The 14,159-nt window shown below is 41.4% G+C and carries 9 protein-coding genes and 1 pseudogene; 2 read left to right on the top strand and 8 right to left on the bottom strand.

Features of this window, described 5'->3' with window-relative positions; translation table 11 throughout:
- The first annotated feature begins 260 nt into the window (after positions 1–260).
- Together CU053_RS01050 and CU053_RS01055 are read left to right on the top strand one after the other, a co-directional pair.
- On the top strand, positions 261–638 hold the full coding sequence (locus CU053_RS01050) for a hypothetical protein (protein WP_100551201.1): 378 nt from the start codon (positions 261–263) through the stop codon (positions 636–638).
- Positions 639–829: 191 nt separating this feature from the next.
- Positions 830–1,693 (top strand): LysR family transcriptional regulator, encoded by an 864-nt coding sequence (locus CU053_RS01055; protein WP_100551202.1) that lies wholly within the window; start codon positions 830–832, stop codon positions 1,691–1,693.
- Positions 1,694–1,785: 92 nt separating this feature from the next.
- On the opposite strand, the gene CU053_RS01060 is transcribed toward CU053_RS01055, so the two are convergent.
- The 8 genes and pseudogenes from CU053_RS01060 to CU053_RS01095 form a co-directional block, all read right to left on the bottom strand.
- On the bottom strand, positions 1,786–2,355 hold the full coding sequence (locus CU053_RS01060; RefSeq protein ID WP_100551203.1) for a hypothetical protein: 570 nt from the start codon (positions 2,353–2,355) through the stop codon (positions 1,786–1,788).
- Positions 2,352–3,968, bottom strand: coding sequence for a S8 family serine peptidase (locus CU053_RS01065; protein ID WP_100551204.1), 1,617 nt, complete (start codon positions 3,966–3,968; stop codon positions 2,352–2,354). The genes CU053_RS01060 and CU053_RS01065 overlap by 4 nt, the downstream gene beginning before the upstream one ends.
- 25 nt (positions 3,969–3,993) lie before the next feature.
- Positions 3,994–5,046, bottom strand: a complete 1,053-nt coding sequence (locus tag CU053_RS01070; RefSeq protein ID WP_100551205.1) for a hypothetical protein — start codon at positions 5,044–5,046, stop codon at positions 3,994–3,996.
- A 128-nt stretch (positions 5,047–5,174) separates the two neighbouring features.
- A complete protein-coding gene (locus tag CU053_RS01075; protein WP_100551206.1) occupies positions 5,175–6,794 on the bottom strand; it encodes an Lcl C-terminal domain-containing protein in 1,620 nt (539 codons plus the stop codon).
- Between the two features lie 429 nt (positions 6,795–7,223).
- Positions 7,224–7,484, bottom strand: a complete 261-nt coding sequence (locus CU053_RS01080) for an RpnC/YadD family protein (RefSeq protein ID WP_100551207.1) — start codon at positions 7,482–7,484, stop codon at positions 7,224–7,226.
- Positions 7,485–7,968: 484 nt separating this feature from the next.
- Positions 7,969–8,226, bottom strand: a pseudogene (locus CU053_RS01085) (hypothetical protein); the annotation flags it as partial.
- A 15-nt stretch (positions 8,227–8,241) separates the two neighbouring features.
- The gene (locus CU053_RS01090; RefSeq protein WP_100551209.1) at positions 8,242–9,861 is read right to left on the bottom strand and encodes an RCC1 domain-containing protein; all 1,620 of its coding nucleotides are present in this window, start codon (positions 9,859–9,861) and stop codon (positions 8,242–8,244) included.
- A gap of 120 nt (positions 9,862–9,981) precedes the next feature.
- Positions 9,982–13,884, bottom strand: a complete 3,903-nt coding sequence (locus CU053_RS01095) for a hypothetical protein (protein ID WP_100551210.1) — start codon at positions 13,882–13,884, stop codon at positions 9,982–9,984.
- Positions 13,885–14,159: the final 275 nt, after the last annotated feature.

The raw sequence follows: 14,159 nt of genomic DNA on the forward strand, positions 1-14,159 counted from the left end.
GAGTAGACCCGGGTAGCCTTGCGCTGTTGATCAGCAAGCGACGTGCCGAAGGCGCCAGAGCGAAGTCTGTGAAACAGCTTTTACCCAAGGCGTAGAGTAGAATCGGAGGAGTGTTGTCCGTTCGGAATGAGCGTAGCGAATTTGTGAGGACATGCCGAGGAGGCGGACGGCCCGGGCAAAATTTATACCGCCGAGGATAGCCGATTCGATTTTGTGTATGGATATACAAAATTTATCATGAGGCCCGAGGCACCCTACTGTTGAGTCTCAAAAAATCGGTCGAACTCAATAAGAAAAAGCTCAGTAAAGCAAAACAGCTGCTGATGGAAATCTGCCTTGATCTTGTTTTTAATATGCGAATGCACCTGATCAGCGTGCACTATCTGGCAGAAACTTATCAAGAAACCATGCAAAGCTTTATGCAAGGCAAGCACGAGATGGTTTTGTTTATTGTCAATGATTTAAAAAACATCATAGCACGTACGCCAATGCAGGCAGTGCATGCGAAAGAAGTAGGAAAAGAGCATGCCATCGCTGATGCCGTAGATGCACAGATTGAGCAAAACTTACAGCAATTCCATGAATTAGCTTATCAAGCTCAAAGCGCGTTAGACACATTCAAAAACTCCTGCCAGTAATTTGCGGACAGTTTTTCACTGACGGTGGGGTCCGTGGTGCACGTCGGTGGATGCGCTACACTGATCCACCCTACCGCAGAAAAATGGGCGAAGCTTACGTCATCACTCAAAGATGTCTGCCGCTAACTCCCTGGAGTTTTTATCCCATCAGCGATATGCTGGGCTTATCCAAAGGCATTTTAAATTGAACCATGATTAGGCTAAGTCCATTATTACAAGCTTTTTTAAGTGTGGAAAAAAATAAGACCGTGCACGCGGCGGCAGAGACACTTTTTTTAACCCAAACGGCGGTGACACAAAGAATCAAACAGCTTGAGGATAAGCTGGGCGTGTCATTATTTATTCGTTCCAGAAAAGGCATGCAGTTGAGTGCTGAAGGTCAGATACTATTAAGATACTGCCATGACATGCAAAACCTGGAAAATAGTTATTTGCACAGTTTGAATATGACTGAAAGCAATCATATCATTCCGATTAAAATCGTCTCTTCTTCAACCTTAATGAAGACACGGATTGTTGAACCTGCGTCAGCAATTGCCAAGATCTATCCACAATTAAGATTGCATTTGCAAATCCATGATATTGAAGCACGACACGAGATGCTAAGGATGGGGCAGGTTGATTTGGCGGTTGTCAGCAACAAACACGTTTCAAAGGAAATGTGTACCAAATCACTTCAGCCTGAGCGCTATGTGCTTATTGTGCCAAAAGAATGGCAGAGTAAATCCATTTTCGAAGTGGTAGCCAATGAAAATATTGTGGATTTTGATCCCAGTGACAATATTACTTTTTCATATTTGGCAAAATACTGTTTACTAGAAAATGCACGTAAGGATCGACATTTTATTAACTCACCAGACCAGCTAGCACAACTTGTTGGTTTGGGTTTGGGATATACGGTAGTGACCAAGCAGTTTTATCAGCAGTATTGTGACCACAAAAGGGTAGTCATATCAAACCCGCATTGGTTTTATGATCATGAAACATCCTTGTGCTGGTATGATCGCGGCGTCTTGCCTCATTATTTCAAAGCATTGATTGATGCGATTGCATGATAATGCCTTGGCAGCGCTTCTGTGAAATTTAAGACGAGCTTTAAACCGCCGAAAAGACAAAAACAGACTGTCGGGACAGTAATTAGTCGCTCCTATTCTGTATCAGAAAACAAGAGTTGAATGGGAGATTTTTCTAAGCACGATGGATTGCTGTTTTTTCCTCCTTTCTTTAGTGCATACTTCTCAATTCTTTCACCATTACGAGCAGTACAGCTAACGCTTATTGTATAGTAATCTAGTCTGGAAAATTCCCCTACATCAAAGCTAATATAGGTGTGATTTTCATCCAATATTTTAAATTGGTAATTTAAGAATTGTGGCCAACAATTAAGTAACATGCCTGAATGATTCTCTGGAGAGATTTCTGCTTTCAAATTTTGCCCTGATTCGAGTTTGTACTTTGAGGCTAATTCTTTCTCAATCACTAGACCTGAACAATAAAAATCGATACTACTTTGATTGGTGAGAGTGACTGGAATATCAACACTTGAGCTGTTTTTCTCTGCAGTTATTCCAACATACGGAGCAAAAAAAATACTCAATATGACTATTCCCCATTTTCCAATTTTCTTATTGAATAAGCGCACATGTTTTAGAAACGTGCTTAGGTAATAACAAAAGAATGCCCATGCTATAGCAGGTGCCTCACTAACAATATTCATTTGATGCTCTCCATTTTTTCTGCTTCCAGGGTTATTTCTTCCACTTTTTGTATCGCGGCAGCGGCATTGACTCTTCCTGTCTCAAGGCAGAGAAGTGGTTGCTCACCACTAAAGTGACACCGCTGTTTGTCATTATCAAAAGGAGTTGCAGTTTCTTGTAAAATTTTGACTATTTGATCACGTGTCAAATCAGGATTGATTGATAGCATATCGGCAATAATGCCGCTTATCATGGGTGTTGCAAATGAAGTACCTGACGTATTTTTATAGGTGAAACTGCCATTGCTATAAAAAGTAGTGTAGAAATTATTTCCATCGCCGCCAGGGGCTGCAATTTCAACGGTATCATCAGAGGCTGAGTAGCCTGCAAGATCCCCGTTTTGCCCAAGCGCAGATACGGTAATTACTCCAGAACAAGTCGTTAATGGATTATATTTAGTAGGTAATGCTAGATTGCCAGCAGCAACTACAGCAACTGCTTTGGCATCCAAGACAGCTAATGCTGCTTGTTCTAATGATGGGGAGATTACATCACATTCCCAAAGATTTTGTTCAGGAACTGGTGAAGTTCCAAAGCTCATATTCAATACTTGTGCGGGGTTAGGGTTGTCAATAGTCGGGTGCATCCCTACTGCCCATAGCATACCATCAATGAAATTACTGCTATAAGTAGGAAGGACTTTAACAGGCACAATCATTGCTTTTGGAGCAACGCCAAGTACCCCATTTCCCTGTATTTTTTGCCCTGCAATAACGCCAATAACCTGAGTTCCATGAATGTTGGGTTGCCCATCATTTAAGTCACTTAAAGCATCAGGGCGTGTTGCATCGTACATAAAGCGATAACCGTAAACTCCTGGATGATTACTCAATCGCTGTAGCTGACTCATAAAATCAGGATGTGCTGTATACCCTGAATCAAGTACGGCAACGGTGACTCCTTCGCCTTCTGCGGCAAATAGTCGCTCATCCTGCTGATTAAAAATATTAGCACCATAACTAATCCCTCTTAGGGGATGCTCATATTTTCCATACATATACCATTGCATTATATTGGGCGCTGTGACACTGCCACCTCCAACAGGTTCGCTCATTGGGATAAGTTTTGGATTAGCTTCAACGCTAAGAACCCCTTCAAGCTCGCGCATTTGATTTAGCTGTTTCATGGTTAATTCGGTGCTGGATTCCAGAATATGCGCTCCAGTACTCATAGTTCCTTTATCTGTAAAGTGAATCCCAGAAGCCTTAAATAACTGATCTAATAGTTCAGTTGAGACAGGAGTATTCATTTGTAATTTTACAGCAGCCATTTGTGCAGCGAGTTTTGACGCTTTGGTCATTTTCCCTGTATAGGGGTTAACAGCAGTTTCCAAAAGGTGCTTTTGCTCCTCTGTTGGTTTCAACTTGATAATGATGCTATTAATTGGATATGCCTGAGGCAAGTCAGTGCTGGCAGGAACTTTCTGATGAGGTGCCGATTGGTTATCCATTTTTACTGTTTGTAATTGCGTATTCTCCTTAGCATGCTGTGATGGTATAGCATTGTCATTTGCATATACATTTCCTATTAAGCAAGCAGTCACCAGCGTTAACGCTTTTGTAATGTGCATCATATGAATTACTCCTTAGACGATAAGACTAGTGAAAGCTATCCAGGTGTTCATTCAAACTTTCACAATTCATCGGTTGTCCTGTATATAGATACTTTGTTAGCTTCCTGGAAAGTATAAGATCTATTGCGGTCATGTCCTGTTCGTTTGTCGTTGCATATACTAAGAAATCGCCATCTGGGTCATTCGCTCTATAAAGCGGCATCTCTTTACCGCTGTCTCTGGATACAAGGCGCGCAACCAAGGCGGTTTTTAGCGTGCTGCCATCAGTGGTGTAATCTGTTAGATAACCTGCACTCAGACTTGGAGGTATATTCGAGGTCTCGTTTCCTGAAAGGGTCTGCAAGCCCAAAATCCAGGGGTTATCCCAGGCAGTAATGAAACTATCTACTGTATTTACCCAGTCAGAAACCGCCCATAGACCGCATGACCAATCTTTTACAGCACCTTCTTCAAAACCAGCCTCGCACAACGCATCGTGAATTTTATTGACAACGATACTCTTTCCTAAATTCAGTGCTATCTGCGTCAGATTTTCGCCTGATTGTCCTAAGGTATAATTGAGATAATATTGCCTCACAGGAACCTGAACTTCGCTCCATTTATTTGTAGGCACTGTGCTACAAAATTGATCATCATAAACATTAAACTCAAGCACACTTGACCAGGCAAAATTGAGTTTAGATGAAGGCTTTCCAGGATGAAAATCAGCATCACGTCCTCCTGACATGACTGCAGAGTAATTATTGCCAACTTTTTTGTTGAAAAAACTTGCAGCATCTGTGTTGCCTTTTCTTCCTACTTCCCAAAAGCAGTGGATCGGATTTTGAGCGTTTCCACTCTCATTGTAGGTGAAACATCCTGGATCCTTAGCATCTTTTCTTTGGTCAGATGGAATGGAGTAATTTGTGGTAGCTTCACCTGCAATACCATAAGTCACATCTTGAGCATCCATTTGATTGCCGTGATGATCCTTAACTGTAATGTAAAATGATTCGTTATGTGTATAGACTTTAGCGTTGATATTACTGGCAAATGCCAATAAACCTAGAAATATGGGGAGTATTTTTTTGTGATTCATTATTAGTTTCCTTCTAGTCTTTGTTGGTTTCCTGATAACCTGATGGCAGTTTCCATTAAGCTATGAGCATGAATATAGTTACTTTTTTTAAAATAGTAATGGTTTAGATAAATATTTATTCAAATTAATTACACCCCACCACGTACACACATAATGTAAAAATTCCTTGGTGCACTTCCATATGCAGTCTCTACGCTGGTCTTATCAGCATAATGCAAGTCACCATCCCAGGTTCGTACTGTCCAGCCGTAACTGGAATTTTTTTCGGTATTAGCAAGGGTAGTACTTGTCCAATATTCTCCTTTTATATCATCATTTCCGCCTGAAATATTTTCAAATGGGGTATGTAGATTCAGCTGATCAGCCTGATTCGTAACTGATAGATCCAGCAAGCTCATCCATTCAAATACATTGGGAGCACGCCAGTCATCCTTATCTGCCAAGGATAAATTGGCACAAGTTTTTATGGCATCCCGCCAGTTTAATGGGTTGCCTTCATTATTAAGGCTGGGATCTTTTTGCCATATCAATCCCGATAAGGTATCTATAACGGTCCCATCGTTATTATCATTGAAGCGTGAAGCAATATTCCATTGCAAACCTGTTTGATGCTCGCCATCTTCTCCTGAGCCACTACATGATCTTTCAACACCATCTATGCCATAACATAATTTCTGACCAGTTTGCAGTACAGGACTACTGCTGTCAGGTACCGCTTCACCTCTGACACACCAGGTTCTCACCCTGCTGTCACTTGCTTTTTCTAACAATCCATAAAGTGTATTACCATCGGTTAATCCTATTGCCCAGGCATAACTCGTATTCGCCATGACTGTTGTGCTACTCCAGTAGCCTTTGTTAACGTTAGAGAATCCTAAGGCATTTAAAATATCCATTGGTTTTGCGCCATAGTTAATAATACTTTGCAATTCATTGCGATTTGGTAGGCGCCAATCACTATATTCACCCTGGTTAAGCTCCATGCAGGTTGTCAGTGCGGTTGTCCAATCCACTGTATTTCCTTCATTATTAACACTAGGGTCTTGCTGCCACATAAGTCCTGTTAGGTTATCGCTAACGGTTGTATCATTGTTCACGGTGAATCGTGATGACATATCTAGAGATTGACCTGCTTTGATTTCACCATCTTGTCTTGGAAAATCTTCCGCTTCAGTACAAAGTATTTCGCCATCCATCCCATAACACTTAGTTTGACCTGTTGCAGAAATAATCCTATTAGAAGGCAGAAAAGTCATTGAAATCGGGTATTTAATCACACTGTTGGTCGCGCCATCCAGTGTGGCAACAATTTCTCCAGAGACATTTTTTCCTAAACCTGAAGTATCGGTGATATTAAATGCAATATTGCAGCTTTCTCCTGGCTGAAGGACTGCACCTGTTTGAGTCACAGGATCATAACAGTTGGCGTTAGCTCCCACCCCATTTGTGTTGGTTAGGCTAAACTGAACACCCTCCACCATAGGATAAGTAATGTTATTAACATGAATACTGTTGTAAGTTACAGCACCAACAGGAATAGATGCACCTCGACCCGAATTACTTATAGTTGCCTCAAAATACCCTGGAATATTTGAAAGAATCGTCATAGGCACATCACGCGCAACCTGTCCTGTAACCTGAGCTGCGATGGGGGTACTGATATTTTCTTCGCCGCTGCTACCGCCACCGCAGCCTGTAAGAAGTGTTGCTAACATTAGTGCACTTAAGTGTCTTTTAGTGATTTTCATTCTATTTTCCTTATGGTTTCTAGTGTTTTTAATATCAAGTGTGATTTATACTTACACCAAAGAAGGTTGGATAACGACCTTATCGATTTGGTGAGTGTATTTTATGACCAGAAAATAGAATTGAAGAGTGGGGAAGTTTGTGAAACAAAAGGAATTTTTCCCAGGGGGAGTTTGTGTTGTTTAGCCGAAAATTCGGCAACAGCTTTTATTTAAGGTTTTAAAGAAGGCTCTTTTGGTGTTTCAGGGAGGTATAAAAAAAGTGATGACGGTGTTGTTTAATTCCCATAAATATTGTAGTTTTATGACAATTAATGCAAACCTGGTACAGCTCAGGTAAAGGGATAACGAAGTGATTAAGACTCAAGATTTGCTGGATGAACAGCAATGTTATTATGATGGTTATAGTGGATACACAACAATAATGAAAATTTAGTGTTGGGTTTTACTTTTTAACTCTTTTTTCAATTTCAATACAGCACCACGATCAAGACCTGTACATTCAACCACCAAATCATCACTGAGTCCTTTGGTAAGCATGGCTTTAGCTGTATGCTCTTTTTCTAAAAAGCGACCTTGCTGTATACCTTTTTGTACTCCTTGCTGTTCCCATTTCTCCGCTACCGTCATAACATCACCTTTCAAATTTGGTTTACTGTGGATGATTCTATCATAAAATTCTTCTGTTTCCATATCCGTTCGCCCGGCAGATACGTCATTAAAAAGCAAACGGCGAAGTCTCTATTGCTAATTAAATCCTTGAAAACGTGATCATGTTTATTTGTCATTTATTACCTTAAGAAAAGCATTAACCCCTTTTCCCCTACTGGAATCATCAAAACTTTTGAAAATAAATCCGATATTCTCCAGCGGTTACGTAACTGAAGTTACGTAAGGTACCACAAACCTGGCATCAGCTACAATACACGCTTTTGTCTTTTGGGCGATGACCATATTTCCACCTGCTCTAATGGTGCTAAGCCCCCATGCGCTTTGAAAAACACCCTACCTCGCAAGCCCCTTGAAAAGAGGGGAATAAGCGGCAGGTGGGCGGGAAGATGGAAGATGATCGGTGCCGTCTTTATGTAAGCAGAAGACCTGCAGGCGGATACATTCCAAACTTGTGAGTTTAGAATGCGGCTGGGAGGAAGCTTAGCTTGAAACAAAGTATAAAATATCAGGATTCGTAAGGGTTTTTAACGCGTACAGGGGTTGTTTTCTCGTCTCTGCTATTAATTCCTAGCTGACCGTAGTAATTATCACCCCAACAATATAAGCCGCCGGTGATATCAATGGCACATGTATGGTAGAGACCTAAACTTACCTGAGTTACCTGATCAACCTTTAAACCTTCGCCAGGGTGGACTTTTACAGGAACAGAACTGGCGGTGTTTTGATTATTTCCTATTTGTCCAAACATGTTATAACCCCAGCAGTATAATCCTCCTGGCTAGGTAATTGCACATTGTGATTTATCTCCACCAGAAAATCCTAACGTGGCAATGCGATTTGACGTGAACCCTTCTGTTCCATCACTAATTTTTGTTGCCTGAGAGTGAATGCCTGTGTTCGCATCCCCCTGACCTAAAGCCCCTAGCATATTATTTCCCCAACTATATAGCTGGTGATTGGAGTCAATAGCGTATGCTGCATTATAACCTAAACTTACTGAGCTAATGTGACTACTATCAAAACCTGATGCTAAATTGCTTGGTACTTTAACAGGATTATAAGCCAAGGTGCTAGATTCTGTGCCTGTGATAGCATTCCGTTGATTTCCCCAGCAATATAAACTATTGGATAGGGTTATGGCACAAATACTATCTCGAACTACACTTATTTCTTTTACATGATCAGAATCAAATCTATCTTCACCAAAACCCACTGATTCTAATTTAACAGGGGTGCTTTTAACTATCATTGCAAAATCATCATTAACATCAAACACGCCCCAGTAATAAAGTGATTGCTTGTCTCCTTGTTGACTAATAGCATAAATTGCTCCTGTACCTATCGCAACACTAATAACATTGTCAGGATTAAAACCCTCGCTGCCTGCCTTTATTTTTTGAGGAGTGGCTTGCCTTGTGACATCTAGAGATGTTGTGAGCTGTCCATATTGATTATTGCCCCAACAATAAAGTTGATGATTATCTGTAATGGCACAAGTATTTTGGCGACCAACTGAAACAGATAAGACATTATCTGGAGTAAAACCCTGATCTCCAGCAACAACCGCGGTGGGGGTAGATATGTATGACTTATTTCCTATTCCATCTCCCAATTCTCCCCACGCACCACTACCCCAGCAATATAATTTATGCCGATAATCAATTGCGCAGGTTGTACTGTTACCAGAAGCTACCTGCAACCAGGGATAAACCATCTTAGTATTAATGGTAATGTTTTGTGCGCTGGCATTTTCGGCATTAACCACTAACCTGGATTCGTAGCTGGCATCCCAAGAGCTGACTGTCGCAGGATTAGCAGGATAGTTTCCGCTTAAAGTCACCGCACAGCTTTCGCCAACTCCTAAGGTTTTACCGTCACAGTTGCTTGACAGTAATACGCCAGGAGAACCAATTGCGTCAATAGTTTCCAGTGCATTTGCTTTTAATGTAACAGAACGCACTCCTGTATTTTTCACCCAGATAGTCGTTTTGAACTCAGGATTACTATATAGCTCAAGGGCTCTGGTCTGTGGCTGATCATCACTATCCACCAGCGTAAACTCTTCTGAGGTTATTATGGTATTAAAGCTTGCTTTGGCATTCTCATGCAGGTTGTTACCCACTTCATCAGCCAATAACCGTACTTCAACAGCGCTGGTCGTTACTGGCGCATCTTTTGCCACTTTAATATAGGCGGTGCATGATTCCCCTGGGGCAAGACTGTCTTTGACACTGCAAGAATCATCGGCATCCGAATAGCTTAGTGACAGCCCCTCGTGTGTGCCATTTATCATAAGATATGAGCCAATAGTAGCGCCTTGATAAGTTCTAAGGGTAAACGGTCCATTATTGGTAACCGTCAACGGGTACTCAAGGTCGGTCGTATCTGAAATGGGCATAACTGTTGGTATCTGTATTGTGGCTGTGCTCTTTTGAATTATCACTTCTGCCGAGTTTACCTTGGTTTTCCCTGAATTATCCTTATAGTTTAGGTGAAGATAAGCAGACTCTCCTGTATGCTAGGCATCCTTATCGGCATGAAGCGTGATATTACAGCTTTGTTTGGCAGCTAAGACGCCTGTGCACTGATTGCTTTGAATGCTGATGCCATAAAGGGTGTCATCAAGCTGTGCCTGAACTAATTCAAGTGCCTGACTGGTCTGATTGGTAAAGGTAATGGTATGTTGTTCTGTTGCAATGGTGACGGGTGAAACACTGATCGCTTGGTTCGCCACAAAAATAGCAGGGTGAGTAACATCACTATTGGCAGCACCCAACGCTAAATAATGTGAGTTTGTATTGTCTGCGAGATTATCCTTATACATTGTAAGAGCCTCTGCTGCGGATGACTTAAGCGCAATGTCCAGTCTTGCCTTTTGATTGGGAGCCTGGTAGCTCAACATGATTTTGCCTGGTTGTTCGGGTAATACCAGTTTATTGCCATTGAACTTGACAAAGGCGATCTCCTGATACAGTTCATCGGGCATATTGCTGAAATCCACATAGGCATTATTGAGTCCTGTGGTGGATGAAAAGGAAAGTACAGAAGTATTATCAGGAATAAAATCTACGGTTACATTTCCTTGCTCAAAGTCCATGGATTTCTGACTATCTACCGCCGTTGTATCAAACTGCATAATCGTTTCAGTCATAAGGTTTTGAGTCTCCAGATCTTCAATCTCAAACTTAAGCTCGCCCTTAAACTCTGCACTTAGGTCACTTAAGGTGACATTGAATTGAAGTGTGGCCTTTTCACCAGGTTGCAAAGTAACACCCTGACTGCCATCCCATAAATTACCATTGACCATGGGGGCACTTGTATCAAACAGAGCACCCGCGGGAGCAGTGACATTGACCAGCTTGATACTGTGAGTATTAATATTGGTGAACTCAGCTTGAGCTAGGGCTGTTTTTCCTATTAAAATAGTTTGCGGGATCAGCGATTTTGGTGTCATCAACATATTATCCAGTGCGGGATTAAGCAAAATGCTACCGACAGGCGCTTCTTGCAGATTCCCCACCTTTTTACTCATTAAAACATAATTCCCTGACGGAAGGTCTTTGTCGTGAGCAATAAGCGCAATCGTTGCCTGGGCCCCATCGGCAACTCCTTTGGTGACGGAGTTTCCTTTGGTGCTATCGGTAATTTCAATCTTATCTGAAGATACAACATTACCCTGGGCATCACGTACTTCAAAGGCATCAGCCACTGAAGTAATTCCAAAAATACTAAAGCTATTATTGGCTATGCCATCATCACTATTGCTAAGAATAACATCCGTTGTGCTGGTTTCACCCTGAGTCTTAGGCAGATGCATGATGATATAACCCGATGCAGATTTTGCGGTTAATGATGCCGATGCAATATTGAGCGATATATCACTTTCATAAACATTCCCTTCGAGCCCTTCTACGTTCAAAGATACTTTCATTGTGTGTTGACCGTTGGGTACTTCTTGAGCCGCAGTTAATGTGATAATCTGATCCGCGTCAGGCATGATTTCGCCGCTTAGCTTATCCGCTTGTATCCCTAGCGGAAGATCACTAATCGTAAAGGTAACCAGTTTGGATGTTGGATTCGTGAGTTTTAAGTATTTTTGACCTGGAGCGATATACGAAACACTTGAGGGTTCAAAATGCACAATACTGGTAGAAACTGAAACAGCAGGATAAATCGTTGCATGATTGTTGCTTTTTAGCGCAATTATTTTGTTCGTTACGTTTTGGTTAAGTGCAACCTGTGCATTTTTAAGTGCATTCAAATTATCGCTTGTAAGGGCGAAATCAAGATGGATATGCTTATGTGCTTTTGGTAATAAATCCCCTGATAAGGTTAAAATACCCGTGTCAGGATTATAACCATTACCTGAGAAACTCTGGTAAATTGCTGCATCCAATTTGGATAAATCCAGCGTAATATTTTGCGCACGTACACTGCCCTGGTTATCAATCACTACATCCAGACCTGTGCTGGCGTCAACATTGATACCATTGAGGCTTTGCAAGCTTGTATCAAGTGTAGAGGAAGCAACAAATTGAGTATTAAAGGCAGGTGTTGCATAAATTACGCTGTCATTATTGAATGCTAAGCGCAATATTCCGTTGACACTGACACCTTCTGTGGCTGTCACACGACATTGATAAACTTTTGTTTTACCAGGTTCAATGATTTCTCCTGCTTTAAGATCTCCACAATCCCAGGAAGCGCCATCACTATGGACATCACTGAAATCAACGGCTGATATTGTCAATATCGTTTCACCAGGATTAGCGATTTTAAAACTCATCAAGCCCTGGTTGCCTGGCGCTACTCTAGCAGGAAGTGACTGCATCATAATGACATTGGCACCCTCCGGAGAAGCTTGCAAATCAATCATCGCAATCGTGGCGGATTTAACGTTGTTTTTCGCAATGGCATTGAGTTTATATGTACCTAAAGCCGCATCTTTATTGCTTGATTGAATACCAATCTGACAACTGTTACCTGGTAGCAACTGAGCACCTTTACAGGAGTTCATTGGACTATCAACAATTTTCAAATCACCCCCAGCCACACTAAACTGATCACTTAGTTTATCGGCTAGATAGGCGATATATTTGCCTTTATTGACGATATTCAGGTAGCTTGCTTTGGCGTTGGTCGAGCTGTTTGATCTTAAAACAACAGGATTATCTTCCTCTACACTTAACTGGGTACTGGCATCAATGAGTGCGGTTAAATTGACGGAATACATGTGCCCTGAGCTATCACTTAAAATAGCGTTAAATGGATACTCTCCTGAGATGGCGTTTTTTGCTGCTGACACCTTAAATTCGATGCTATCACCTGGCAATACCTGGTCTCCTGAGCCAACACTAGAAATAATGCTAATATATTGCGGATGATCAACAGAGAATTCTAAAGAGTTGAAACGCAGTTTACCTGCATTGCTTGGAATCGTAAGAATAATACTGTCATTATTTCCCTTAGAGATGGAGACAGCCTTGTTACTCATATCAAAGGGTTTATCGCTGGCAGTAAGCGCAGGCGCTACTTTATTGGCTGCCGTCGCGCTCCCCACATAAAGCTCATTGATTTCCAAAGCACCATTATTCTCTAAACTACTAAGTAAGTTAGCATCTTTTAATACCTCTGATGCCTGACCTTTGACAAAGAACGTAATCTTTTGACTTCCTGCAGCAGGAATATTAGGAACAATAATACGTTTTTTCTTCTCGTAATAAATACCACCTGCTAATGTATTCCAATCTATGGCGTTAATTAACGCATCTGGTAGCTGCGTAAGATCGATGTACGTACCGTTGATTGCTGAGTCTGCTGTGTTATTTAAAATAAATTCTGTTTGAGCATTTGGACGTATGCTGGCAGCCTTAGAGGAGGATACCGCTGAAGTCAGTGCAAGCTGATCCGCCGGTACAAAGTGTGTATCAATGGCGATTTTAGAAGAAATATCACCGCTATTAGATTTTGCTGAAAATATTAAGTTTCCTGTGATGCTTGAGTTGTCACTACCACTTACAGCTATAAATTGAGAGCAGCTCTCCCCTGGGTTTAAGTGAGCACCAACTACACCATTCCAACAAGCTTTATTCGCGCCGACCTGTGCTGTTTGATCCAAAGTAAATTCAACACTGGCATTACCTGTTTTATTCGTCTGGTCAGATAATCCTGTAATGATCATCGTGTTATCACTTACCGTGCCTGCGCCAACTATTGAAGACAATGTTACGGGGTTGCTTAGTTTAATTTCCATTACGCCATCGGCATCGGAGGCGATGGTTTGAGGAAGAGAAATGACGGATGTCAGATTTAATGGCGTTGCAGGCGTGACATTTCCGCCATTTCCTTCGCTGCCGCCACCACATCCGCCAAGAAGGGTTGCTAACATCAGTGAACTTAAGTGTTTTTTAGTGATCTTCATTCTGTTTTCCTTATGGTTTTTGATGTTTTTAACATCAGTTGTGATTTACGCTTACACCAAAGAAGATTCAATAATGACCTTCTCGATTTGGTGAGTGCATTTTATGACCAGAAAACAGATTTGAAGAGTGGGGAAGTTTGTTGAATAAAAGGAATTTTTCCCAGGGGGAGGCTAAGCTTGAAAAATCACTAATTGGAGTTACGTACTTTAGATTTTTTTTAAACTACAAAAGCCTTCTTTGAAGCCACTCCTTGGCTAACGGAGGGGAGTTTAAC

Origin of the sequence: Caedibacter taeniospiralis (genome assembly GCF_002803295.2) — a bacterium.
Lineage (GTDB): Bacteria > Pseudomonadota > Gammaproteobacteria > Francisellales > Francisellaceae > Caedibacter > Caedibacter taeniospiralis.